This window comes from Phenylobacterium sp., assembly GCF_036264965.1.
Taxonomy (GTDB): Bacteria; Pseudomonadota; Alphaproteobacteria; order Caulobacterales; family Caulobacteraceae; genus Phenylobacterium.
Genome location: NZ_DATAPY010000053.1, coordinates 1 through 24,058, shown reverse-complemented (window position 1 = coordinate 24,058; position 24,058 = coordinate 1). Strand labels below are relative to the sequence as shown.

General features: G+C 69.0%; 23 protein-coding genes. 11 read left to right on the top strand and 12 right to left on the bottom strand.

Annotated elements, in window-relative coordinates; genetic code table 11:
* The 7 genes from bamA to lpxB form a co-directional block, all read left to right on the top strand.
* On the top strand, positions 1 to 2,036 hold a 2,036-nt coding region (bamA, locus tag VHS75_RS07700), incomplete at its 5' end, for an outer membrane protein assembly factor BamA (RefSeq protein WP_329638027.1).
* Between the two features lie 7 nt (positions 2,037 to 2,043).
* Positions 2,044 to 2,733 carry an OmpH family outer membrane protein gene (locus VHS75_RS07695; protein WP_329638026.1) on the top strand — a complete coding sequence of 230 codons (690 nt, stop codon included), beginning with the start codon at positions 2,044 to 2,046 and terminating at the stop codon, positions 2,731 to 2,733.
* Between the two features lie 36 nt (positions 2,734 to 2,769).
* Positions 2,770 to 3,786 carry a UDP-3-O-(3-hydroxymyristoyl)glucosamine N-acyltransferase gene (gene lpxD, locus VHS75_RS07690; RefSeq protein ID WP_329638025.1) on the top strand — a complete coding sequence of 339 codons (1,017 nt, stop codon included), beginning with the start codon at positions 2,770 to 2,772 and terminating at the stop codon, positions 3,784 to 3,786.
* Positions 3,783 to 4,256, top strand: coding sequence for a 3-hydroxyacyl-ACP dehydratase FabZ (gene fabZ, locus VHS75_RS07685; RefSeq protein ID WP_329638024.1), 474 nt, complete (start codon positions 3,783 to 3,785; stop codon positions 4,254 to 4,256). The genes lpxD and fabZ overlap by 4 nt, the downstream gene beginning before the upstream one ends.
* Positions 4,253 to 5,050, top strand: coding sequence for an acyl-ACP--UDP-N-acetylglucosamine O-acyltransferase (gene lpxA, locus VHS75_RS07680; RefSeq protein WP_329638023.1), 798 nt, complete (start codon positions 4,253 to 4,255; stop codon positions 5,048 to 5,050). The genes fabZ and lpxA overlap by 4 nt, the downstream gene beginning before the upstream one ends.
* A complete protein-coding gene (gene lpxI, locus VHS75_RS07675) occupies positions 5,051 to 5,890 on the top strand; it encodes a UDP-2,3-diacylglucosamine diphosphatase (protein ID WP_329638022.1) in 840 nt (279 codons plus the stop codon).
* Between the two features lie 29 nt (positions 5,891 to 5,919).
* Positions 5,920 to 7,071: a lipid-A-disaccharide synthase gene (gene lpxB / locus VHS75_RS07670; protein ID WP_414694254.1), complete on the top strand. Its 1,152-nt coding sequence runs from the start codon at positions 5,920 to 5,922 to the stop codon at positions 7,069 to 7,071.
* Here lpxB and VHS75_RS07665 read toward each other — a convergent pair.
* The 3 genes from VHS75_RS07665 to gltX are packed head-to-tail and all read right to left on the bottom strand — an operon-like array spanning position 7,068 to position 11,425.
* On the bottom strand, positions 7,068 to 8,630 hold the full coding sequence (locus tag VHS75_RS07665) for a carboxylesterase/lipase family protein (protein ID WP_329638020.1): 1,563 nt from the start codon (positions 8,628 to 8,630) through the stop codon (positions 7,068 to 7,070). The genes lpxB and VHS75_RS07665 overlap by 4 nt on opposite strands.
* Before the next feature lie 49 nt (positions 8,631 to 8,679).
* Complete coding sequence (gene gltA, locus VHS75_RS07660; RefSeq protein WP_329638019.1) at positions 8,680 to 9,960, bottom strand: citrate synthase; 1,281 nt, start codon at positions 9,958 to 9,960, stop codon at positions 8,680 to 8,682.
* 55 nt (positions 9,961 to 10,015) lie between these two features.
* Complete coding sequence (gltX, locus tag VHS75_RS07655) at positions 10,016 to 11,425, bottom strand: glutamate--tRNA ligase (protein WP_329638018.1); 1,410 nt, start codon at positions 11,423 to 11,425, stop codon at positions 10,016 to 10,018.
* A 514-nt stretch (positions 11,426 to 11,939) separates the two neighbouring features.
* Here gltX and VHS75_RS07650 point away from each other — a divergent pair.
* Both VHS75_RS07650 and VHS75_RS07645 read left to right on the top strand, forming a co-directional pair.
* On the top strand, positions 11,940 to 13,628 hold the full coding sequence (locus VHS75_RS07650) for a ComEC/Rec2 family competence protein (protein ID WP_329638017.1): 1,689 nt from the start codon (positions 11,940 to 11,942) through the stop codon (positions 13,626 to 13,628).
* Positions 13,625 to 13,906, top strand: coding sequence for a hypothetical protein (locus tag VHS75_RS07645; RefSeq protein ID WP_329638016.1), 282 nt, complete (start codon positions 13,625 to 13,627; stop codon positions 13,904 to 13,906). The genes VHS75_RS07650 and VHS75_RS07645 overlap by 4 nt, the downstream gene beginning before the upstream one ends.
* Positions 13,907 to 13,955: 49 nt before the next feature.
* Here the strand turns inward: VHS75_RS07645 and VHS75_RS07640 are convergent, their stop codons facing one another.
* From VHS75_RS07640 to VHS75_RS07610, 7 genes are all read right to left on the bottom strand, one after another.
* The gene (locus tag VHS75_RS07640) at positions 13,956 to 14,273 is read right to left on the bottom strand and encodes a hypothetical protein (RefSeq protein ID WP_329638015.1); all 318 of its coding nucleotides are present in this window, start codon (positions 14,271 to 14,273) and stop codon (positions 13,956 to 13,958) included.
* Positions 14,274 to 14,411: 138 nt separating this feature from the next.
* Complete coding sequence (gene lexA / locus VHS75_RS07635) at positions 14,412 to 15,101, bottom strand: transcriptional repressor LexA (protein WP_329638014.1); 690 nt, start codon at positions 15,099 to 15,101, stop codon at positions 14,412 to 14,414.
* A 145-nt stretch (positions 15,102 to 15,246) separates the two neighbouring features.
* Positions 15,247 to 16,038, bottom strand: a complete 792-nt coding sequence (gene trpC / locus VHS75_RS07630; protein WP_329638013.1) for an indole-3-glycerol phosphate synthase TrpC — start codon at positions 16,036 to 16,038, stop codon at positions 15,247 to 15,249.
* The gene (gene trpD / locus VHS75_RS07625; protein ID WP_329638012.1) at positions 16,035 to 17,048 is read right to left on the bottom strand and encodes an anthranilate phosphoribosyltransferase; all 1,014 of its coding nucleotides are present in this window, start codon (positions 17,046 to 17,048) and stop codon (positions 16,035 to 16,037) included. Before trpD ends, trpC begins: the two co-directional genes overlap by 4 nt.
* 10 nt (positions 17,049 to 17,058) lie before the next feature.
* Complete coding sequence (locus VHS75_RS07620) at positions 17,059 to 17,649, bottom strand: aminodeoxychorismate/anthranilate synthase component II (RefSeq protein ID WP_329638011.1); 591 nt, start codon at positions 17,647 to 17,649, stop codon at positions 17,059 to 17,061.
* Positions 17,650 to 17,674: 25 nt separating this feature from the next.
* Positions 17,675 to 18,460, bottom strand: a complete 786-nt coding sequence (locus VHS75_RS07615) for a 3-hydroxybutyrate dehydrogenase (RefSeq protein WP_329638010.1) — start codon at positions 18,458 to 18,460, stop codon at positions 17,675 to 17,677.
* Positions 18,457 to 19,605: a patatin-like phospholipase family protein gene (locus VHS75_RS07610; RefSeq protein WP_329638009.1), complete on the bottom strand. Its 1,149-nt coding sequence runs from the start codon at positions 19,603 to 19,605 to the stop codon at positions 18,457 to 18,459. Before VHS75_RS07610 ends, VHS75_RS07615 begins: the two co-directional genes overlap by 4 nt.
* A gap of 14 nt (positions 19,606 to 19,619) precedes the next feature.
* On the opposite strand from VHS75_RS07610, the gene VHS75_RS07605 reads away from it, so the two are divergent.
* Positions 19,620 to 19,922, top strand: a complete 303-nt coding sequence (locus VHS75_RS07605; RefSeq protein WP_329638008.1) for a hypothetical protein — start codon at positions 19,620 to 19,622, stop codon at positions 19,920 to 19,922.
* On the opposite strand, the gene trpE is transcribed toward VHS75_RS07605, so the two are convergent.
* Together trpE and VHS75_RS07595 are read right to left on the bottom strand one after the other, a co-directional pair.
* Positions 19,919 to 21,451 carry an anthranilate synthase component I gene (gene trpE, locus VHS75_RS07600; RefSeq protein ID WP_329638007.1) on the bottom strand — a complete coding sequence of 511 codons (1,533 nt, stop codon included), beginning with the start codon at positions 21,449 to 21,451 and terminating at the stop codon, positions 19,919 to 19,921. The genes VHS75_RS07605 and trpE overlap by 4 nt on opposite strands.
* A complete protein-coding gene (locus tag VHS75_RS07595; protein WP_329638006.1) occupies positions 21,448 to 23,397 on the bottom strand; it encodes a peptidylprolyl isomerase in 1,950 nt (649 codons plus the stop codon). The genes trpE and VHS75_RS07595 overlap by 4 nt, the downstream gene beginning before the upstream one ends.
* 163 nt (positions 23,398 to 23,560) lie before the next feature.
* Here VHS75_RS07595 and VHS75_RS07590 point away from each other — a divergent pair.
* A partial coding sequence (locus VHS75_RS07590; RefSeq protein ID WP_329638005.1) for a triose-phosphate isomerase occupies positions 23,561 to 24,058 on the top strand: 498 nt, incomplete at its 3' end.

Sequence of the window (24,058 nt, the reverse complement as noted above, 5' to 3'; positions counted from 1 at the left end):
TGAAGGACGAGGTGAGCGTGCGTCCGCGCGGCATCTTCACCCGCGCCAAGGCCCAGGCGGATGTGGGCCGTATCGTCGAACTCTACCGCCGGTCGGGCCGCATCTCCGCCACCGTGACGCCGCAGATCGTCGAGCTGCCGCAAAAGCGCGTCGACCTGATCTTCAAGATCGACGAGGGGCCGAAGAGCGGCGTCCTGCGCGTCAACTTCCTGGGCAACAAGGCCTTCTCGGACAACGACCTGCGCGACGTCGTCGTGACTGAACAGTCGCATTGGTACAAATTCTTCTCGTCCAACGCCAACTACGACCCTGACCGGCTGGAGTACGACAAGGAGCAGCTGCGGAAATACTACCGCAACCGCGGCTTCTACGACTTCCGCGTCGCCTCCTCGGTGGCCGAGCTTTCGCCCGACAGGAACGGCTTCGTGGTGACCTACACCCTGGAAGAGGGGCCGGAGTACAAGTTCGGCAAGATCAATGTCGAGACCGACCTAAAGAAGCTCGACAAGAACGTGCTCGAGGCCCTGGTGCCGTTCCGTAAGGGCGACATCTACCAGGACGAGAAGATCGAGCAGGCGACCGATGCGCTGACCTTCGCGGCCGGCGCCGCGGGCTTCGCCTTCGTCGATGTGCGGCCCCGCTACGTGCCCGACCGCGCCAAGGGCACGGTGGACGTCACCTTCGACGTCAAGGAAGGCCCGCGGGTCTACGTCGATCGCATCGACATCGTCGGCAACACCCGCACCCTGGACTACGTCATCCGCCGCGAGATGAACGTCTCCGAGGGCGACGCCTACAACCGCGTGCTGGTCGACCGGTCAAAGAACCAGGTCAAGGCGCTCGGCTACTTCAAGGACGTGGAGATCACCGAGACCCCGGGCTCGGCGCCCGACCGCACGGGTCTGCAGGTCAAGGTCACCGAGCAACCCACCGGCGAGCTTTCGTTCAGCGCCGGGTATTCCTCGATCGATCAGCTTGTGGTGGACCTGGGCGTCACGGAGCGCAATTTCCGCGGCCGCGGTGAAGACGTCCGCGCCCGCATCTCCATCGGCTATATCCGTTCGCAGGTGGACTTCTCGTTCACCGAGCCGCGCTTCCTCGGCCGGGATCTGGCGGCCGGTTACGACGCCTTCTTCTACAAGTACGACCTGACCCAGTACTCGGCCTATAAGACCACCTCGGTTGGCACCGGCCTGCGGCTGAACTTCCCGCTCAGCCTCAATTCGCGCGGCTCGTTGCGTTACACGCTCCGCGAAGATGACGTGCAGATCGATCCGACCTTCTGCGACCCGACCAATCTGGTCGTCTCGACCTCGATCTGCGACCAGCGCGGCAACTTCCTCACCTCGTCGGTGGGCTATGGCTATCGCCTGGATCGCCGCAACGACGTGATCAACCCCACGCGGGGCTGGTACATGGACTTCAACCAGGACTTCGCGGGCCTGGGCGGCGATGTGAAGTACGTCCGCACCGAGGGCGAGGGCGGCTGGTACCACGGGTTCAACAAGACCTTCATCCTCAGCGTCACCGGCAGCGCCGGCGACATCGAAGGCTGGGGCGGCGACCACGTGCGGATCAACGACCGCTTCTACAAGGGCGGCGACAGCTTCCCGGGCTTCCAGATCGCGGGCATCGGGCCGCGCGACCTGACCTTCGCCGCGCAGAACGTGGGAACCGGGCAGAATACGGCCCAGAACGACGCGCTCGGCGGCAAGGCCTACGCCATCGCGTCCGCCGAACTCACCATTCCGACCTTCTTGCCTGAGCAGTACGGCATCAAGGCTGCCCTCTTCTCCTTCGTGGGTGCTGAAGGCCTGCTGGATTCCGTCGACAAAAAGACGATCGACACCACGACCGGGCTGTCGATCATCAATCCGCTGATTAGGGACGACTTCGGCCTGCGGTCCTCCGTCGGCCTGAGCATCCACTGGAAGTCGCCGATGGGCCCGATCCGGTTCGACTTCAGCCAGATCGTCAAGAAACAGCCCTACGACGTCACGGAAACCTTCCGGTTCTCAACTTCAACACGGTTCTAGGAATATCATGACCTCCAAGCCTATCGCCGCCGGCCTCTGCGCCGCCGCCATCGCCCTGACCGCGGGCTCCAGCGTCCTCGCTCAGGCCGCTGCGCCTGCGCCGGCCGCGCCGCCCGCCGTGACCCACGGTCCGCCGCTGGCCGGCGTGTGCATCTTCTCCTTCGAGACCGCCATCCAGACCTCGACCGTCGGCCACGCGGTGGACGCGCGAATGCAGCAGATCGTGGCCCAGGTGAACGCCGAGCTGACGGCCGAAAAGAGCGGCATCGACAACGACGCCAAGGCGCTCGACGCCCGCCGCGCCACGCTCGATCAGGCCACGCTGGAGAGCCAAGCCTCGCAGCTGCAGATCCGCGCCAACGCGCTGCAGCGCAAGGCGCAGTTGCGCGACCGCGAAGTCACGGCCACCGAGCAGAAGGCCGTCGCACGCATCAGCCAGGAGCTGGAGCCGTTCGTGCGCCAGACCTACCAGGCCAAGACCTGCAGCATCCTCCTGCAACGCAACTCGGTGATCATCGGCAACCCGGCGATGGACATCACGCCCGCGGTTGTCACCGGCCTGAACGGCAAGATCACCACGTTCGCCTTCGAGCGTGAGCATCTCGACCAGCCCGGCGCGGCCCAGGCCGGCGGCGCTCCGCCGATCGTCCAGACGCCCGGTCCGGCCCGCACGCCGGCCGCCCCGGCCAAGCGCTAAGCTCTTCAAGAAGGCGCGGGTCGCCGCAGCGAAACCATGCCCGATCCGCGCTTCTTCGAAGACCTCGGCCCCGTCACCCTCTCCGACCTCGCGGCGCTGACCGGCGCTGAGCTTGCGGACCCGGCCAGCGGCGGCCGGCAGGTGAGGGCGGTTTCGGTCATGGCCGGAGCCGCGGCCGACACCGTCACCTTCGCCACGGACCGCAAGTTCCTGGAGCAGGCGGGCGCCACGCTGGCCGGCGCCTGTTTCGTCCGGGCCGACGTCGCCGACGCCCTGCCGGCCGGTTGCGCGGCCCTGGTGATCGGCTCGCCGCAGCTGGGCTACGCGCTCGCCGCCGCGCGCCTGCATCGCCCGCGGTTCGCGACCGGCGACAAGGGCGTGCATCCGACAGCCCAGATTGAGCCGCAGGTCGAGCTCGGACCCGGCGTCGTGGTCGGGGCGGGCGCCCAGATCGGACGCGGCACGCGCATCGGGGCCAATACGGTCATCGGCCCGGGCGTGGCCATCGGGCGCGACTGCGATATCTCCGCCAGCGTGACTATCGGCTTCGCGCTGATCGGCGACCGGGTGCGGATGCTGGCCGGCGCGCGGATCGGCGAGGCGGGGTTCGGCGCCACGGCGGGCCCCAAGGGGCTGGTGGACATTCCCCAGCTCGGCCGCGTGATCCTGCAGGACGGCGTGACCATCGGCGCCAACAGCTGCGTCGACCGAGGCGCCTTCGAAGACACCGTCATGGGCGAGAACACCAAGATCGACAATCTGGTGCAGATCGCCCACAACGTGCGGGTTGGGCGCAACTGCGTTATGGCCGCCTACACGGGGATTTCCGGCAGCGTGACCATCGGGGATGGCGTGCAGTTTGGGGGCCGGGCCGGCGTGGCCGATCATCTCACGATCGGCGCAGGCGCGCGCATCACCGCGGCGGCCGGGGTGATCAAGAGTGTTCCGGCGGGCGAGACCTGGGGCGGCTATCCCGCTCGGCCGATCCGGCAATGGATGCGGGAAACCGCGTGGGTCGCAAGACAGGCGAGCCACAAGGAAGGGAATTCATGAGCCGCAAGGCGCCGGTGAGCGAAGCTCCGAGCGAAATCGATATCAACGAGGTCATGGCGCGGATTCCGCACCGTTATCCCTTCCTGCTGGTCGATCGTTGCGAAGAGTACGTGGAGAGCCAATCCATCGTCGGCGTCAAATGCGTGAGCGTGAACGAGCCCTTCTTCCAGGGCCACTTTCCGCACTATCCGGTGATGCCCGGCGTCCTGATCGTTGAAGCCATGGCCCAGACCAGCGCGGTCCTGATGTCGAAGTCGCTGAACGTCGATGTGGCGGACAAGGCGATCTTCTTCATGTCGCTGGACAACTGCCGCTTCCGCGCCCCGGTGCGCCCCGGCGCGGTGATGCGCCTGCCCGTCGAGGTCACCCGCGCACGCGGCGATATCTTCAAATTCAAAGGCCGCGCCCTGGTCGATGACAAGGTCGCCGCCGAGGCGGAGTGGGCGGCTATGGTGGTGGACACGAAGTGAGCGTTGATATCCATCCGACGGCCATCGTCGCCAAGGGCGCCGAGATCGCCGACGGCGTCAGCATCGGCCCCTATTGCATCATCGGCGAGCACGCGCGGATCGGCGCGCGCACCGCCTTGGCCAGCCACGTGGTCATCGAGGGTCACACGCAGGTCGGCGAAGACTGCACGATCCGCAACTTCTCCAACCTGGGCGGCCCGCCGCACCACACCGGCTACAACGGCGAGCCCACCCAACTGGTCATCGGCGACCGCAACAAGATCTGGGAGCATGTGACGATGCACATCGGCACGCCCCAGGCCGGCGGCGTGACCCGGGTCGGCGACGACGGCATGTACATGGCCACCAGCCACGTCGGCCACGACTGCACCGTCGGCGACAATGTGATCCTGGCTCACTCGGCCACCCTGGGCGGCCATGTCCACATCGGCGATTTCGTCATGGTGAGCGGCCTGGCCGCGGTGCACCAATACTGCCGGGTCGGCCGCTATTCGTTCATCGGCGGCTTGGCCGCGGTGACCAAGGACGTGATCCCCTACGGCCTCGTCTGGGGCAACCACGCCCACCTCGAAGGCCTGAACCTGGTCGGGCTGAAGCGCCGCGACTTCAGCCGCGACACGATCGGCGAGCTGCGCTCGGCCTACCGGTTGCTGTTCGCCGAGGAAGGCACCTTCCAGGAGCGGATCGACGACACCGCCACGACCTTCGGCCACTCGGCGCCGGTCATGGAGATCATCGACTTCATCCGCGCCGACGCCGGGCGGCCGCTCTGCCTGCCCGAACGCGAGGTCTAGGTGCAGAAGCTCGGCCTGATCGCCGGAGGCGGGAGCCTGCCGGTGGAGATCGCCGAGCATTGCCAGCGGTCCGGCCGGCCGCTGTTCGTCATCCGCCTGAAGGGCTTCGCCGGCGCGGGGCTTGAACCCTACGCCGGGGCCGAGGTCGGGCTCGCCGAGCTCGGCAAGTGCTTCAAGGCGCTGAAGCGCGCCGGCTGCCACGCCGTCTGCCTGGCGGGCAATGTCGCCCGGCCGGACTTCACCGCCTTGATGCCCGACCTGCGGGGCCTGGCGGTCCTGCCGGCGGCGATCGCCGCGGCGCGCAGGGGCGATGACGCCCTATTGCGGATGCTGGTGGGCGAGTTCGAGAAGGAAGGCTTCGCGGTCGAGGGCGCCCATGAGGTGATGGACGACCTCAGCCTGGGCGCCGGGCCGCTCGGCCGCATCGAGCCGGGCGCGGAGAGCGCCGCGGACATCCACCAGGCCCTGGAGGTCGCCCGCGCCATCGGCCGTCTGGACGCCGGCCAGGCGGCCGTGGTCTGCCACGGGCTGGTGCTCGGCCTGGAGGCGGCGGAGGGCACCGACGCCCTGCTGGCCCGGGTCGCCGACCTGCCAGAGGCCCTGCGCGGCCGCCCCGGCGCGGCGGCGGGCGTGCTGGCCAAGGCGCCCAAGCCCACCCAGGAAAAGCGCGTCGACCTGCCGACCATCGGTCCGGCCACGGTCGAGGGCGTTGCGCGCGCCGGTCTGGCCGGCATCGTCGGCGAGGCGGGCCATCTGCTGGTGCTCGAGCGCGAGGCGGTGATCGCGCTGGCCGACGAGTTGGGCATTTTCATCCTGGGCGTGGAAGCCCCGGCGCCGTGAGCGACGCCGACAAGCCTCCCCTGACCGTCATGCTGGTGGCGGCGGAGGCCTCGGGCGACGACCGCGGCGCGGGGCTGATGCGCGCGCTGAAGGCGCGCCTAGGCAAGGGCGTCCGCTTCGTCGGCGTCGGCGGCGAGCAGATGGCCGCCGAAGGCGTCGAAAGCCCCTTCGACATCGCCGACATCTCCATCCTGGGCCTGTTCGAGGGCCTGCTGGCCTATCCCCGGATCGTGCGCCGCGCGGACGAGACCGCCGCCCTGGCCGTCCGCGAAAAGCCCGACGTGGCTGTGCTGATCGACTCCTGGGGCTTCACCCTACGCGTGGCGCAGAGGTTGCGGCGCCAGGCGCCGGAGCTACCCCTGATCAAATACGTCGGACCGCAGGTGTGGGCGACGCGGCCCGGCCGCGCCAAGACCCTGGCGGCCACCGTCGACCACCTGCTGTCGATCCACGCCTTCGACGCATCCTACTTCGAAGCCGAGGGCCTGCCGGTGACCTTCGTCGGGAACTCGGCGCTGACCGTGGACTTCTCCCAGGCTAGGCCCGCACGGTTGCGCCAGCAGATCGGCGCCGCCGCGAGCGATCCGATCCTCATCGTCCTGCCGGGCAGTCGTCCCGGCGAGATCGCGCGCATGCTGCCGCCGTTCGAGGACGCCGTGCGCCGCCTGAAAGAGACGCACCCCGGTCTTCACATCGTGATCCCCGCAGCGCCCACCGTGGCCGAGATGGTCAAGGCCCGCGTCGCCGGTTGGTCGCACCGCGCCCATGTGATCGAGGGCGACGAGGGCAAGCTCGACGCCATGAAGGCCGCCACCGTCGCCATGGCGTGCTCGGGCACGGTCACGACCGAGCTCGCCCTGGCCGGCGTCCCGATGGTGATCGGCTACCGTCTGGGCCCGGTGACCGCCTGGATCGTGCAGAAGCTGCTGCTACGGACCAAATGGGTCACCCTGTTCAATATCGCCGCCCGCGATTTCGTGGCCCCGGAGCTGATCCAGAAATACTGCACCGGCGAGATCCTGGCCCGTGAGGTAGCGCTGCGCCTGGACGACAAGACGCTGCGCGACCGCCAGACCGCCGCCCAGTACGCCGCCCTGGACAAGATGGGCCGCGGCGGCCCGGACCCTTCGGAAGCCGCCGCCGACGCCGTGCTGAAGATCGTCGCCGAGCGGTCCGCCTAGGGCGCCTCGGCGGTCCCGAAAGGCGCACCGCGCAGCTGGGCGTAAAAGCCGTCGAAAACCTTTAGGGTGGCGAGCTCCGGCGGCGGCCCGGCGGTGATCGGATCGTTCAGGCGTTGGACCTGCCCATCGTTCGCCAGGAACCGCGGCCAGACCGGGCGTCCCGGGCCATTCGGATCGCCGCGCTTGGCGAAGTTGACCCAATAGCCGGCCATGGCGTCGGCCAGCCTGTGGTCCGCCGGCGTCCAGGCCCAGGTCTCCTGGTTAAGGTGGTCGAAGACATACCAGAGCTCGGCGAAGTGCGAGGCGCCCCAGTTGGCGCGCACCGATCCGGCCGGGAAGGGCGGCCGGTGCTCGAAGCGGTAGGCGTAGACCGGCGGACCGGCGCGGGCCTGCAGCCGCGCCCAGGCCCAATCGTCCCAGGCGAAACGCAGGTCGCGCTCGAAGTCCACGCGCGCCTGCGCGGCCTGCTCATCGTCAGTATGCGGATAGGCCTCGATCAGGGCGCTCGGCAACGGCCCGAAGGCTTTGCCGATATCCTGGGTGAAGGTGGCCGCGCGTATGTTGCTAAGGTCGATGAGCGATCGTGGCTCCTCTGCGTTCCATCCGACCAGCACCGGAACCTTGGCCTGCAGGCCGGCTGCGAAGGCGTCATAGGGCGAGCGCGGCAGGGCGTAGGGTTCGACGACGGGATGCGAGACACGGCCCGCGCCGCCGTGCAGCAGCTTGTCCGCCGGCATGGCGCGCAGCTCAGCGAGCGAGGCGGCCCCGACCGACTTGGCATAGGCCTCGCCATCGCGCTCGGCCGTGGCGAGCGCATAGCTGGGCGAAAGCTGCAACGGCTCGAAGAGGCCCCCGCTCTCGCCGATGGCCCCCTGGAAGAGGCCCTGGGCCGGGGGCGAGGTCATCAGCATGCTGACCGACATGGCGCCCGCCGACTGACCGAAGATCGTCACCCGCCCAGGATCGCCGCCAAAAGCCGCGATATTGCGCTTCACCCAGGCGAGCGCCGCGGCCTGGTCCATCAGCCCGTAGTTCCCCGAGCTGTGGTGCGGCGACTCTGCTGTGAGGTCCGGGTGAGCCAGGAACCCCAAGACGCCCAGCCGATAGGCGATGGTCACCACGACCACGCCGCGCTTCGTCAGGCGGTCGCCCCAATAGAGGGGCAGCGAGGTCGCGCCGTTGGTGTAGCCGCCGCCCGGAATGAACACCATGACCGGCACGCGCCCTCTCGTCCGCTTTGCCGGCGCCCAGACGTTCAGGTAGAGGCAGTCCTCGTCGGTCTTCGGATCCGGCTCGCCCGGCATGGAGACGCCGAGCTGCATGCAGGCCGGCGCGAACGCCCTGGCCGGCCGCACGCCCGCCCAGGGCTGCACGGGCTTAGGCTCGCGCCAGCGGAGCGTGCCGAGCGGCGGGGCGGCGAAGGGCACGCCTTCATAGGCGATGACGCCGTGATCCTCGACGCCTTGCACCCGCCCGGCCTCGGTCCGCGCCGTCGCCGCGAAGGCGAGCGCCGGCGACGCCGCCAACAGAAGGGCGATGGCGGCCGTTCGGAGGGTCATCGATGTCTTTCGTCCGAGCGGGCTGCGCCGACTGGCGCACCCGCGCCGGCTAGCGCTTGTCGACCGCGACGTAAGGACGTTCGAGCGCGCCGGTGTAGAGCTGGCGCGGGCGGCCGATCTTGTAGGCCGGGTCCTCGATCATCTCTTTCCACTGGCTGATCCAGCCGACGGTGCGCGCCACGGCGAACAGCACCGTGAACATCTCCGCCGGGAAGCCCAGAGCGCGCAGGGTGATGCCCGAATAGAAGTCGACGTTCGGGTAGAGCTTGCGCTCGATGAAGTACTCGTCCGAGAGCGCGATGCGTTCCAGTTCCAGCGCGACCTGCAGCAGCGGATCGTTCTCGTCGCCGACTTCCCTCAGGACCTCGTGGCAGGTCTTCTGCATCACGGTCGCGCGCGGATCGTAGTTCTTGTAGACGCGGTGGCCGAAGCCCATCAGCCGGTAACGACGATCCTTGACGCCCTGGATGTACTCGGGGATGCGGTCGACCGTCCCGATCTCCTTGAGCATGTTGAGCGCCTCTTCGTTGGCCCCACCGTGCGCGGGGCCCCAGAGGCAGGCGATGCCGGCGGCGATGCAGGCGAACGGATTGGCGCCCGACGAGCCAGCCAGACGCACGGTCGAGGTTGAGGCGTTCTGCTCGTGGTCGGCGTGCAGGATGAAGATCCGGTCCATCGCCTTGGTCAGCACCGGATTGGGCTTCCAGTCCTCGGCCGGGACCGAGAAGCACATGCGCAGGAAGTTCTCCGCGTAGGAGAGGTCGTTGCGCGGGTGCACGAAGGGCTGGCCCTGGAAATACTTGAAGGCGCGCGCGGCGATCGTCGGCATCTTGGCGATCAGGCGGTGCGCCGAAATCATCCGCTGCTCGGGATCGTTGATGTCGGTCGAGTCGTGATAGAAGGCCGAAAGCGCCCCGACCGCGCCGGTCATGATCGCCATCGGGTGAGCATCCCGACGGAAGCCTTGGAAAAACCTATCGAACTGCTCATGAAGCATGGTGTGATAGGTGATCGTGTGCTCGAACTCCGCATACTGCGCCGCGGTCGGCAGCTCGCCGTGCAGCAGCAGGTAGCAGGTATCAAGGAAGGTCGACTTCTCGGCCAGCTCGCCGATCTTGTAGCCGCGGTGCAGCAGGATGCCCGCGTCGCCGTCGATATAGGTGATCTTGCTTTCGCAGCTGGCGGTCGAGGTGAACCCTGGATCGTAGGTGAAGGCGTCGCTCTCGGCGTAGAACTTGCGGATATCGACGACGTCGGGGCCCGTCGTGCCCTTCAGGACCGGCAGGTCGATGGTCTTGCCGCCGATGGAGATCTTCGCCGTTTCGGCCATGCCTGTGCCTCCGAATAGTCCTGATGAAACGTCCGTTCGGACGGCTTATAGCGCGTTAGTCGGCAAGCGAAAGCGCCGCGTCGAGACGGGCCAAGCTTTCGTCTTTCCCGAGTGAAACAAGCGCCCCCGCCAGGTCCGGCGCGGGCGCTCCGCCCGACAGCACGGCGCGCAGGCCGGGACCGATTTTGCCCATGCCGACGCCCTCGCTTTCGGCGAAGCCGCGGTTGACGCCTTCCAGGGCCGGGACGTCCCATACGGGCGCCGCGGCCAGCACATGGCGCAGCCGGCCGAGGCGCGCGCGCGTCTCCTCGTTCGTCACCAGCTCGCGGGCCTTGTCGGTGAAGTCGAGCGGCCGACGGACCAGCGCAAAGACCGTCGCGTCCGCCAGCTCCAGCGTCGTCTTGGCCCCGTCGCGGACGAAGGGGATCACATGGGTCAGGACCGCCAGGTGGCCGTCGTGGAGGGGGAAGTCACGGCTCTTGTGGATGGCGGCGACCAGGCCCGCCAGCCGCGCGGGATCGGCCAGGCGGATGTAGTGGTTGTTCAGGTGGTTGAGCTTGGCCCAGTCCAGCCGCGCCGGGGCGCCGACTACATCCTTGATGTCGAACCAGCTCTGCGCCTGCTCATCGGAGAAGATCTCGTCGTCGCCGTGGCCCCAGCCGAGTTTGGCCAGGTAGTTGCGCATGGCCTCGGGCAGGTAGCCCATGTCGGCGAACTCGCTCACCGCCTGGGCGCCGTGGCGTTTGGAGAGCTTGGTCCCGTCGGGGCCGTGGATCAGCGGCAGGTGGGCCCAGACCGGCGGCGTCCAGCCGAGGCCCTGGTAGATCAAGGTCTGGCGCGCGGCGTTGTTCAGGTGGTCGTCGCCGCGGATCACATGGGTTACGCCCATCTCGTAGTCGTCCACGACGACAGCGAGGTTGTAGGTCGGCGTGCCGTCGGTGCGCAGCAGGATCAGGTCGTCGAGGTCCTTGTTCTGAAAGACCACGCGGCCCTTTACCTGATCGTCGATGATCGTCTCGCCCTCGATCGGCGCCTTCAGGCGCACCACGTGCGGCCGGTCCGGCGCGTCGTTGGGCGACAGGTCCCGCCAGGGTGAGCGGATGACGCGCCCCTCGGCGCGCGCGTTGGTCCGCTCGGCCTCCAGCTCATCGGGGGTCATGTAGTCGCGATAGGCTGAGCCGCGGGCCAGCATCTCGTCCACCGCGCGCACGTGCCGGTCGGCGCGGGCCGCCTGAAACACCGGGGTTTCGTCGGCCTTGAGCCCCAGCCAGTCCAGGCCGTCGAAGATCACCTGCACCGCGGCCTCGGTGGAACGCTCCCGGTCGGTGTCTTCCACACGTAAAAGGAACTTTCCACCCGTGTGGCGTGCATAAAGCCAGTTGAAAAGCGCCGTGCGGGCCGTGCCAATGTGCATGGCGCCGGTGGGCGAGGGGGCGATACGGGTGACGACGGGGCTGTCGGACATCGAGATTGAAAAACCTGGAGACGCTGCGGCGGAGGACGCCGGGGCGGCGCCTCTTAGCACGTGGGCTGACAGGCGTCCTAGCCTGGCGGACGCCGTCGAGTGATTGGGCGAGCAGGCGGCGCGGCAGGCCGAGCGCTGGACGCTGTGGACCCCGGTGGCGTTCGGCTGCGGCGCGGGGGCCATTTCGCCCTGCTGCGCGAACCGCAGGCCTGGGTCGGGCTGCTGGGCGTCGCGGTGGCCGCGGCCCCGATCCTCGGCGCCAGTCGCTGGAGCCGTGCGCGGGCGCTGACGGCGGCCCTTGTGCTCGTCGCCTGTGGCCTAGGCGGATTCTCGATGGCCAAGCTGCGCACCGAGGGCGCGAAGGCGCCGGTGGCCAGCGTCGACACCCACCCGCAGCGGCTGCAGGGCTGGGTCGTCGACATCGTCAGTCCAGGGCAGGGCGGACCGCGCGTGCTGATCGCGCCCTCGCGGATCGGCGACTGGGCGCCGGCGGCGACGCCGATCCGGGGTGCGGGTGACCCTGCGCGGCGGCCATCTGCCCGCGCCGGGGGAGCCGATCAGCCTGTTGGCGGTGATCAACACCCCGCCGCAGCCGGCCAGTTCCGGCTCCTACGACTTCGCCCGCGACGCCTATTTCCAGAGCGTCGGCGGCGTCGGCTTCGCGCTGGGGCCGGTGCAGACTTGGTACCCGGAGACGCCGCCGCCGGCGCGGTTGCGGCTGACCATGCGGATCAACGCCCTGCGCTGGGCGCTGACCCGCCGCATCGTCGACACCCTGGGCATCCAGAGCGGCGGCCTGGCGGCGGCGATGACCACCGGCCACGACGCCTTCATCCCCAAGGACCAGGTGAACGACCTGCGCGCCGCGGGCCTGGCGCACATCATCTCGATCAGCGGCCTGCACATGGCCATCGTCGGCGGCTTCGTCTTCGCGATCCTGCGGTTCGGGATCGCAGCCTGGCCGTGGCTGGCGTTGCGGGTTCCGGGCAAGAAGCTGGCGGCGGGCGCGGCCCTCGCGGCGGTCTTGGCCTATCTGGTGCTCTCCGGCTGGCCGCCGCCAGCCGAGCGATCCGCGGTCACCGCCGCCGTGGCCTTCGGGGCGATCCTCTTCGACCGCCAGGCGATCAGCCTGCATGCGCTGGCGCTGGCGGCCCTGGTGGTGCTGCTCCTCCAGCCCGAAGCGGTGACCCAGCCCGGTTTCCAGATGTCCTTCGCCGCCACCGCCGCCCTGGTGGCCCTGGCCGAGGTCTGGCCGCACCCGGTGCGGGAGATCAACGCGCCGTGGCCGATCCGCATCGTTCAGGGCGCCTGGACCTGGCTCCTGGCCGGCGCGGCGGCGAGCTTCGTGGCCGGCACGGCGACCGGCCCCTTCGCCATGCAGGACTTCAACCGTGTCTCCACCTGGGGCCTGATCTCCAACCTGGTGACCGAGCCGATCTCCGGCTTCCTGATGATGCCGGGGCTGGCGATCGGCGCGGTCCTCGCGCCCTTCGGCCTGGGCGAGTGGCCGCTGAAGGTCGCCGGCTTCGCTATCTATCTGATGAACCGCGTGGCGCACATCGCCGCCAACGCGCCCTATGCCCAGCTCAATGTCGCCAGCGGGCCGGAATGGTCGCTGCCGGCCGCGTTCCTGGGCCTGCTCTGGCCGTGCCTCTGGAAGGGCCCGCTGCGGTGGCTGGGCCTGCCCCTGGCCCTGGCGGTGAACCTGGCGCCGAAACCGGCGACGCCGGACGTCTGGGTGGATGGCGCGGGCTCGGCGGTGGCGGTCCGCTCGGGCCGCGAGGCGGTGCTCTTCCGCCCCGACGTGAAGTTGTTCGGGGCCGAGCTGTGGGCGCGCCGGCGCGGGTTGGAGCCGCAGACGACGCCCGTGTCCCGCGACGCGGCCTACGATTGCGATCACTGGAGCTGCACGCCACTGGCCACGGCGCCGCTGAAGGTCGCCTCGGCCTGGAACCTCAAGCGGCCGCTGAAGGAGGGCCGCTTCGCGCAGATGTGCGGGTCGTCGGAGCTGGTGATCCTGCGCAATGACTTCGCGCGGGAGAGCTGCGCCGCGCCGCTGGTGCTGACCGGGGCCGACTTCGCCCGCGGCGGCTCGGCGGAGCTCTGGCGATTGGCGCCCGGCAAATGGCGAGTGGTCTGGGCGCAGGACCTACGCGGCCGCCGTCCCTGGACCTGGGGCCCCGATCCGCAGTTCGCCCCATGATGTTCACCAAGCGCGTGCGCGAGCCAGTGATGCGCGGCGACGTGACCTGTAGCGTCCGTATCTGGCGCAGCGCCCGCGTCAAGGTCGGCGGCCGCTATCCACTGGGCGCCGGCCACATCGAGGTGACCGCGATCCGCGAGATTTCGCTGGAAGACATCACGCCTCAATTGGCCCGCAGGTCCGGGTTTCTCGGCGTGGTCGATCTCTTGAAAGTGGCCAAGCATGGGCCGGGCGAACGGGTGTTTCTCGTGGAGTTCGCCTACCACGACGCCGACTGACGGCGAGAATGGAGCCCCGGCCCAAAGACCGAGGCTCCGATAGCAATCGTTACTTCTTGGCCGCGTCCTTGTCCGCCTTGGCCGTATCCTTGGCGGCGGCGGTGCTCGCATCGGCGGCCTTGTCGGCGTGCGCGGTGGCTTGCTTGGAGGCGTCGGTGGCGGCGGCCGAGTCGGCCTTGGCCGCATCGGCGGTTGGGGCCGCGGCGGCGGCCGAGGCGTCCTTCGCAGCCGTATCGGCGGCCGAGCTGGCGGCCGCGGATTCGGCGTTGGCCTTGGTGGTGTCGTCGGCGGCCTTTTCGGCCGGCTTGTTGCAGGCCGCGACGGCCAGACTCAGGGCGGCGATCGCCGAAAGCGTGATGAAACGCATGGTTTGGTCTCTCCCTTGGGACTCCGCATGTCGCGAAGCCTTCGTATGCGTGGGTCGGCACAAGCGACCCACGGCGCCCGATCGAAACGCCGAGCCAAGGTTGAGGTTGCTCCCAATCAAAGGGGAGAGACAGCGGATCTAGTGGTAGCGGCGGATCAGGCCGACGAGCTTGCCTTGCACGGCCACCTGGTCGGGGCCGAAGATGCGGGTCTCATAAGCCGGATTGGCGGCCTCCAGCGCGATGGACGCCCCCTTCTTGCGCAGGCGCTTCAGGGTGGCTTCCTCGCCCATCACCAAGGCCACGACGATGTCGCCGGAGGTGGCGGTGTCGCCGCGCTTGATGACCACGAAGTCGCCGTCGAGGATGCCCGCGTTGATCATGGAGTCGCCTTGGATCTCCAGGACGAAGTGTTCGCCGGCGCCCAGCATGCTTTCGGCGACGGGGATCCGGTCGCGCTCCTGCTGGATCGCCTCGATCGGCGTGCCGGCGGCGATCTTGCCCAGGATCGGCAGGTCGCGGGTGTCGTTCGCGGCCGGCGGCATGGTCGGGCCGCCGTCGACGATCTGCGGCTTGAAGGGCGCGCGGCCTTTGGGCGGCGCGGCCATGGTGGCCTGTTGCGGCAGCTTCACCACCTCCAGCGCCCGGGCCCGGTGGGGCAGGCGGCGCAGGAAGCCGCGCTCTTCCAGCGCGGTGATCAGCCGGTGGATGCCGGACTTCGAGGCCAGATCCAACGCCTCTTTCATTTCGTCGAAGGAGGGCGATACGCCGCTTTCCTTGATCCGCTCATGGATGAACATGAGCAGTTCGTGTTGCTTACGGGTGAGCATCGAACGGACCCTTGGTTGAGGCGCCGGAGAACAAAGCGCAAACGTTATCGATGTTCTCTAGGTGTTCCGTATTAATGTCAAGTTGCGGTCCGTCCCGCTGAAACTTCAGCGGAATTTCCGGCGGGATGCTTAACGGCTGGCCGACTCAGCCGGCCAGAAGAGCCCGGGTCGCAGCGGCGACGTCGGCCTGCCGCATCAGGCTCTCACCCACCAGCATGGCCTTGGCGCCGGAGCGCTCCAGGCGCGCGGCGTCGGCGGGGGTGAAAATGCCGCTTTCGGTGACCAGCAGCGCCGCCTTGGGCGAGGCCGCCGCCAGCTGCTCGGTGATCGCCAGATCCACCTCGAAGGTCCGCAGGTTGCGGTTGTTGACCCCGATCAAATCGGCTTTCAGCGCCGCGGCGCGGGCTAGTTCGGCAGCGTCATGGGTCTCGACCAGCACGTCCATGCCATGGGCGTGGGCGGCCTCCATCAGGTCGGAGGCCAGGGCGTCATCGACCATCGACAGGATCACCAGGATGGCGTCGGCGCCCAGGGCGCGGCTCTCCGGGACCTGCCAGGGATCGACCAGGAATTCCTTGCGCAGACAGGGCAGGCCGGTCGCCATGCGCGCCACCACCAGATAGTCGTCGGCGCCCTGAAAGCTCGGCGTGTCGGTCAAGACGGAGAGGCACGTCGCCCCGCCGTCCTCATAGGCGTGAGCCAGGGCCGAGGGCTCGAAGTCCTCCCGGATCACGCCGCGCGAGGGCGAGGCCTTCTTGATCTCGGCGATCAGGGCTAGCCGGCCGGGGCCGTGGGCGCGTTCAAGGGCGGCGCGGAAGCCGCGCGGTTCGGAGGCTTCGCGGGCGGCGGCCTCGACGGAGGCGAGCGGCCGGGCCGCCTTGCGGCTGGCGACCTCCTCGCGCTTGTAGGCGGCGATCCGCTCCAGGATGTCGCTCATGCGCCGCCCAGCGCCTTGAGCTTGTCGAGCGCAGCCTGGGCCCGGCCGTCGTCGATGACCGCGGCAGCGAGATCGACGCCTTCGCGCAGGGTCTCCACCGTCTCGCCCACCAGGAAGGCGGCGGCGGAATTGAGCAGCACGATGTCGCGATAGGCGCCCTTCTGGCCGGCCAACAGTTGGCGTAGCGCCTGGGCGTTCTGCTTAGGGGTGCCGCCGGTCAGGTCGGCGAGCGCCGCGCGTGGCAGTCCCACGGCCTCAGGGGTGACGGTGAACAGCCGCACCTGACCGTCGCGCAGCTCGGCCACGCTGGTCTCGCCGGTCGTGGTCATCTCGTCCATGCCGCCGCCGTGCACCACCCAGGCCCGCTCCGAGCCGAGGATCTTCAGCGCCTCGGCGGTGGGCGCAACCCAGCGCTCGGCGAAGACGCCGACCACCTGGCGCTCGGCATGGGCCGGATTGGTCAGCGGTCCGAGCAGGTTGAAGATCGTGCGGAAGCCCAGCTCGGCGCGGATCGGCGAGACATGGCGCATGGCCCCGTGGTGGGCCGGCGCGAACATGAAGCAGATGCCGGCCTCGTCCAGCGCCTTCAGCTGCTGATCTGCCGGCATGGCGATGTCGACGCCGAGTTCGCTGAGGACGTCGGCGGTCCCCGATTTCGACGACAGCGCCCGATTGCCGTGTTTGGCGACCTTCAGGCCGCCGCCCGCCGCCACGAAGCCCACGGCCGTCGAGACGTTCAGCGTGTGCAGGCCGTCGCCGCCGGTGCCGCAGACGTCGATGGTCGGGTAGGGCGGCTCGATATGGACGGCGGCTTTGCGCATGGCCCGGGCGCAGGCGACGATCTCGCCCAGGGTCTCACCGCGCATGCGCATGGCGGTCAGCGCCGCGCCCACCTGGCTGGGCGTCGGCTCGCCGCGCAGGCAGGCGGCGAAGAACTCGCCGGCATTGTCTTCCGACAGGGTGCCGCCGTCCGCCAGGAGGCTCAGCAAGGGCTTGAAGGCATCGGACATGCGGGCGCGGTCAGACCTGAACCAGGCGCCTCACGCCGGCGATCTCGAGGAAGTTGGCCAGCAGGTCATAGCCGCATTCCGTGGCGATGGATTCGGGATGGAACTGCACCCCGTGCACCGGCCGGGTCTTGTGTTGCACGCCCATGATCTCGCCGTCCTCGGTCCAGGCGGTGACTTCCAGGTCGGCCGGCAGGTCTTCCTTGCGCACCGACAGGCTGTGGTAGCGCGTGGCGGTGAAGGGGGTCTTCAGGCCCGCGAAGACGCCCTTGCCCTCGTGATGGATCTGGCTGGTCTTGCCGTGCATCAGCGCCCTGGCGTGGATCACCGCGCCGCCATAGGCCTGGCCGATCGACTGGTGGCCGAGGCAGACGCCGAAGATCGGCAGATCGGCCGGGGCAGCGGCCAGCAAACCTAAGCAGATGCCCGCCTCGTTCGGCGTCTTGGGTCCAGGCGACAGCAACACGCCCTGCGGCTGCAGGCCCAGGGCCTGTTGCACCGTCAGGGCGTCGTTGCGCACGACATGCGTCTCCGCGCCCAGCTCATTGAGGTAATGAACCAGGTTGTAGGTGAAGCTGTCGTAGTTATCGATCACCAGGATCATGGCGGCCCGCTCCTTGACGCGAGCCTTATTCCGCCGTCCAGCCGCCGTCCACCGACAGATTGGCGCCCGTGATCTGCTTGGCCGCATCGCCGCAGAGGAAGACCACGATGGCGGCCACCTCTTCCGGCGTGACGAACTGCTTGGTCGGCTGGCTGTCGAGCAGGACGTCGTTGATGACCTGCTCCCGCGTCATATTCCGCGCCTTCATGGTGTCCGGGATCTGGTTCTCCACCAGCGGCGTCCAGACATAGCCCGGGCTGATGCAGTTGACCGTCACGCCATGGGTAGCGAGCTCCAGGGCCGCGGTCTTGGTCAGGCCCGCGATGCCGTGTTTGGCCGCCACATAGGCCGACTTGAAGGGCGAGGCGACGAGGCTGTGGGCCGAGGCCGTGGAGATGATCCGGCCCCAGCCGCGGGTCTTCATGCCCGGGATCGTCGCGCGGATGGCGTGGAAGGCCGAGGACAGGTTGATGGCGATGATCTGGTCCCACTTCTCGACCGGGAAGTCCTCGATCGGCGAGACGAACTGGATGCCTGCGTTGTTCACCAGCACGTCCACCGCGCCGAAGGTGGTCTCGGCCAGGGCGACCATGGCGGCGATCTCGGCGGGCTTGGTCATGTCGGCCGGCGAGTGGATGCACTTCACGCCGAACTCGGCTTCGATCGCGGCGCGCTCCTTCTCGATGTCCTCAGGTTTGCCGAAGCCGTTGATCAGCACATTGGCGCCCTCGGCGGCGAGCGCGCGGGCGATGGCCAGGCCGATGCCGCTGGTGGAGCCGGTGACCACGGCGGTCTTGGATTTCAGGATCATGGGCGCAGGTCCTCGCTGTCGGAGTTGGAACGGTCAGGGTTGGCGTCGAGGCCGGGGTCGATGCTGACGGCGCCGCCCGGCCCGGGCTTCGGCGGATCGTGCAGGCGACGCTGCACGGTGCGCTCGCCGTCGGCCAGGCCGGAGGCCCAGTGGTCGAGCATGGTCTGGCGCGAGAACTCGACGTCCTTGAAGCTGCCCTCATAGGCCCGGTCGCGGTAGATCAGCTGCACGATGATCACCGAAGGTTCCTTGGCGAACTCGCTGAGCAGCTTGATCTCCGGGTCCTCGACCATCTCCTGCGGCAAGGTCTTGAGCAGGCCGGCGAGGCTGGTCTTCAGCCGGTGGATGCGCAGCTGGGCGTCGGTGTTCAGCCGCGTGCGGCTGGAATAGCGGATGTCCTTTTCCCGCTCGGTGGCTTCCTGCAGCGTCTTGGGCATCGGGCCGCGGGCGTTGAACAGGTCCACTTGGTAGATCACCAGGTCTTCCTGCTGATCCTGGTCGAGCACATATTCCAGCGGCGTGTTGGAGACGAGGCCGCCGTCCCAGTACCACTCGCCGTCGATCTCCACCGGCGGCAGGCCGGGCGGCAGGGCGCCGGAGGCCATGATGTGCTCCGGCCCGATCTTCTGATGGGTGTTGTCGAAGTAGATGAAGTTGCCGGTGCGGATGTTGACCGCGCCGACGCTGAGCCGGGTCTCGCGGGCATTGATGCGGTCGAAGTCGACCAGCCGTTCGAGCGTGGCTCTCAACGGGCCGGAATCATAGAAACTCAGCGCCTCCGGGCCGCCGCTTGAGAGCAGCAGGGGCGAGATCGCCCGCGGGCTGAAGAACCCCGTCACGCCGGTCGTCAAGGCCCAGCCGATGCTGGCGTCGCCCAAGAGGCCGCGGAGGATGTCGGTGCTGGTGGGCGGCCCGAAGGACCAGCCCGAGGTCACCAGGGTCCAGAATTCCTGCAACCGCGCCAGGCGCTTGTCCGGCGCATTGCCGGCGATGATCGCTGCGTTGATGGCTCCGATGGAGATGCCCGCCAGCCAGGTGGGCTCGGGTCCCGCGCGGTGCAGCGCCTCATAGACCCCGGCCTGGTAGGAGCCCAGGGCTCCGCCGCCTTGCAGGACCAGGACGCGGCGGGGTTGCTCTGTGGCCAAGGGGGCATCCGTCATTGGAAGAGGGGCGCGGCGACCATATTGCGCTGCACCATGACCGGCATGTGGCGCCGCCGATTGCGCGCGGCAAGGCTCGGGGCGATCCTCAGGTCATGGTCGGCATCGATTCTGCTTTGCATGGCGAGAACATGGCCCGCGCGCGGGGCCTGCTCGAGACTCCGAAACGTCCCGAGCGGATGTGGCCCGTGCTGGGCGCGGCATGCCTCCTGGCGGTCTCAGCGCTGACCTTCGCAACCGCGATGGTCCTGGCCCCACCGCTGACCAGCGAGCACATCGGTCACCAGCGCAGCGTGAACTAGACGAACCGCCAGCTTTCCTCGGCCGCGCGGCGGAGCGCGCGGGCCTTTTGCAGGGTCTCTTCGTATTCGGCGTTGGGATCGCTATCGGCGACGACGCCGCCGCCCGCCTGGACGTACATCACCTCGTCCTTGAAGAGCGCGGTCCGGAGCACGATGCAGGTGTCGACCGAGCCGTCGGCGCCGAAGTAGCCGACCCCGCCGGCGTAGCCGATGCCGCGCTTCTCGATCTCCAGCTCGTCGATGATCTCCATGGCCCGCACCTTGGGCGCGCCGGAGAGCGTGCCGGCGGGCAGGGCAGCCATCACCACGTCCACGGGATCGAGGCCGTCCGGGGCGTCGCCCTCGACATTGGAGACCAGGTGCATCACGTGGCTGTAGCGCTCGACGAAGAAGCTGGCCGTCACCCGCACGCGCGGCGACTGGCGGGTCTGTGGCGCCTCGTTGGCCCCGGCCGCCTTCAGCATCGCCACCCGGCCCACGTCGTTGCGGCCGAGGTCCAGCAGCATCAGGTGCTCGGCGCGCTCCTTGGGGTCGGAGACCAGCTCCTGCTCCAGGGCCGCGTCCTCCGCCGGCGTCGCGCCGCGCGGACGGGTGCCGGCGAGCGGGCGGATGGTGATCTTGCCGTCGCGCAGCCGCACCAGGATCTCGGGCGACGAGCCCGCCAGCTGGAAATCGCCGAAGTTCAGATAGAACAGGAACGGCGAGGGATTGGTGCGCCGCAGGGACCGATAGAGGGCGAAGGGATCGCGCTTGAACGGGCTGCGGAACCGGTGGCTCGGCACCACCTGGAAGACGTCGCCGGCGCGGACATAGTCCTTCGCCTTTTCAACGATCTCGCAATAGCGCTCGCGGCTGATCGGCGAGGTGAAGGCGTCGGGCTCGGGCGCGCCGTCGCCGGCCAGCGGCGGAGCCGGGCGCTTCAGGTCGGCCATCACCGCGGCGATCCGCGCCTGCGCGGCCGCATAGGCGTCCTCAGCCGAGGCCCCGCCGGGCCGAACCGGGGTCACCAAGATGATCTCCTGGGCGATGGCGTCGAAGATCGCCACGATGCCGGGCCGGGTCATGACCCCGTCGGGTAGGCCCAGCGCGTCGGGATTGACGTCGGGCAGGCGCTCGACCAGCCGGATCATGTCGTAGCCGATCGCGCCGAACAGGCCCGCGGACGGTGGCGGCAGGCCGGCCGGCATCTCGATCCGCGAGGCGGCGACCAGGTCGCGCAGGCTGTCCAGCGCGCCGCCCGGCTGGGCCACGAACCGGCCGGCGGCGATCTCGTCACCCTCGGCGATCTCGGCCTGATCGCCCCGGCAGCGCCAGACGAGGTCCGGGTTCAGGGTGATGATCGAATAGCGGGCGCGGAAGGCGCCGCCCTCGACGCTCTCGAACAGGAAGGCGTAGGCCCGTCCGTGGCCGATCTTCAGATAGGCTGAGACCGGTGTCTCCAGATCGTCGATCAGGCGGGCCCAGACGAGCTGCGGGCGGCCCACCCGGTATGCCTGCTCGAAAGCCGGATACGCGGGCTCGACGCTCATTTCGCCAGCGGCGCCTTAGACTTGCCGCCCGCGGCCGCGGGCGTGGCCTTCGGATCGATCGGCTCCAGGCCGATCGCCTCGCGGGCCCTGTTGGCGTCGATGGTGACCTTGATTTCGCGGCGCGCCGCGGCGTGGGCGCTTTCGCCCAGCTCGCGGACGAAGCCGCTGCTCATCTGTGGCCGCATCTGCTCGGCGGTCTGGGCCAGCGTTGCGGGATCGCCGTCATGCACGGCCTCCAGCTTGCCGACCACGAAGCCGAAGTGGCTGTTCTGGGCGGAGAAAACATCGCCCGGCCGCGAGGTGAAGAGCTTGGCCAGCATGTCCTGCGACAGGGTCTGGTTCTGGCCGGCGTTGCGGCGGTCGATGCCGGGGACCTGGGTTACGCTGGAGCCGGCGGAGGCCGCGACCGTCTCCAGGCTTTCGCCCTTCTTGATCCGCGCGACCAGGCCGTCGGCCTTGGCCTGCATGGCGCGCACCAGTTCGCGCTGGGTCCAGGCGCGGGTCAGCATCGGCTTGATCTCGTCGAACGGCGGCAAGGCCGCGGGCTGGACCTTCTCGACGCGCACCGCGAAGAATTCGCCGTTGCCGGCGTCCTCGACCTCGCTTTCGCCGCCGGCCGGCAGGGTCCAGGCGACTTCCATCAGCTTCTGGCTCAGGCCCTGGACCGGCTGGCCGGTCAGGTCGCGGCCGCCTTGCGAGACGGGACCGATCGAGGTGGTGGCCACGCCGGCCTTGGCGGCCGCGGCTGCCAGGTTGGCGCCGCCCTGGTGGGCGTCGTCATAGGCCTGGGTCAGGGCATAGACCTTCTCCGTGGCCTGGTCCTTGCGGATCTCCGCTTCCAGGGCGGGCTTCACCTCGTCCAGGGTCACGCCGCGCCCGGGGGTCACCGACAGCACCTTGAGGACCGCCAGGCCCAGGTCGCCCTTCACCGTGGACACCTGGCCGTTCGGCGTGACGAAGGCCGCGGCGGCCACCTTCTTGTCCGGGATCGCGCTCTGCGGCTTGTTGGCATAGGTGATCGCCTCGACGCCCGCGGTCTTGGCGACCACGGCGGGATCGGCCCCGCCGGCCAGGCTCTTGGCGGCCTGAGCCGCCGTGGCGGCGTCCTTGGCCGGGATCTGGATCACGGTGCGGGTCTCGGGCGTGGACAGCGTGTCCTTGCGGAAGTTGAAACGCTTCTGCAGCTCGGCTGGATCGACGGGCGCGTTGGCCGCCACCTGCGTCGGCGAGAAGCGCACGACGGTCAGCGTACGGAACTCCGGACGGGTCAGCTGGGCCTTGTTCTCGTTCATCAGCTCGGTGAGTTGGGCGTCGGTCGGCGCGGCCGGCTGGGTCACGCTGGTCGGCTCGATGGCGAAGTAGCCCAGATCGCGGCTTTCAACCGTGTAGATCGCCGCCAGCGCCGCATAGGCGCGCGGCGTGCGCAGGCCGGCGATCAGGCCGCTGGCGGCCTGCTGTTCGGCGATCTGGTCGCGCATCTGGCCTTCGAGAGTGGCCGGCGTCAGGCCGTTGTCGGCGAGGCGGCGCTGGTAGGCGTTCTTGTCGAAGCGTCCGGTCACTTGGTCGAAGAAGGCCGGGATCTTCTGGATCTCCGCGGCGATCAGCTTATCGGCCGGGCGAATGCCCATCTTGGTCAGGGCCTCGGCGAAGGCTTCGCTGGTGGCCAGACCTTCCACGACCTGGCGGTCCAGGCCGTTCTCCGCCGCCAGCTCCGCCGAGATCGGATGCCCGACCTGCTGCTCGACACGAGCCTTGTAGCCATCGAAGGCCCGCTTGAATTCCGCCGGCGAGACGCTGCGCGAACCCGCGGTGATCACCGCATTGGTGAACTTCGGACGGAACACGTCGCGGTTGCCGATCCCGAAGACCACGAAGCTGAGGATCAGCAGGCCAAACAGCAGGGTGGCGACCCAGGATTTCGCGAAGGCGCGAATGGACGAGAGCATTGAAAGCCTTTCAGGAGCCCGCGACGGGGCCAAGCGTGGGCGCCGGTATAGTGGAGGCCCCTTCAGTCAAGCAAGCATGGCCTGCCCCGCAAGCGCGTGACATCAGGCTCAGCTTGGCTTAACCGCGCCGCGCGGCGTCAATGCGCCGGCAAAGCGAGGCCCGATGACCGCTCCGACCCCTCTGATCGCCGGAAACTGGAAGATGAACGGCCTGGCCGCGTCGCTCGACGAAGCGCGCGCCGTGGCGGCGGGCCTCGCCGGTCTTTCCGGGGCCCGGGTGGCGATCTGCCCCCCGGCGACGCTGATCGACCGCCTGCGCCAGGCGATCGGCGGCGGGCCGGTGCTGGTGGGCGGGCAGGACTGCCGCGCCGAAGCCTCGGGCGCCTTCACCGGCGACATCTCCGCCGAAATGTTGGCCGACGCCGGCGCGAGCCTGGTGATCCTCGGCCACTCCGAGCGGCGCGCCGGCCACGGCGAGACCGACGCCCTGGTGGCTGCGAAGGCGGCCGCGGCCCTGCGCGCGGGCCTGGAGCCCATCGTCTGCGTCGGCGAGACGCTGGACGAGCGCAAGGCCGGCCGGGCGCTGGAGGTGGTTTCCGGACAGATCGCGGGCTCGGTCGCGGTGGCGCTGGGCGGCGGGGCCTTCTCGGTCGCCTATGAG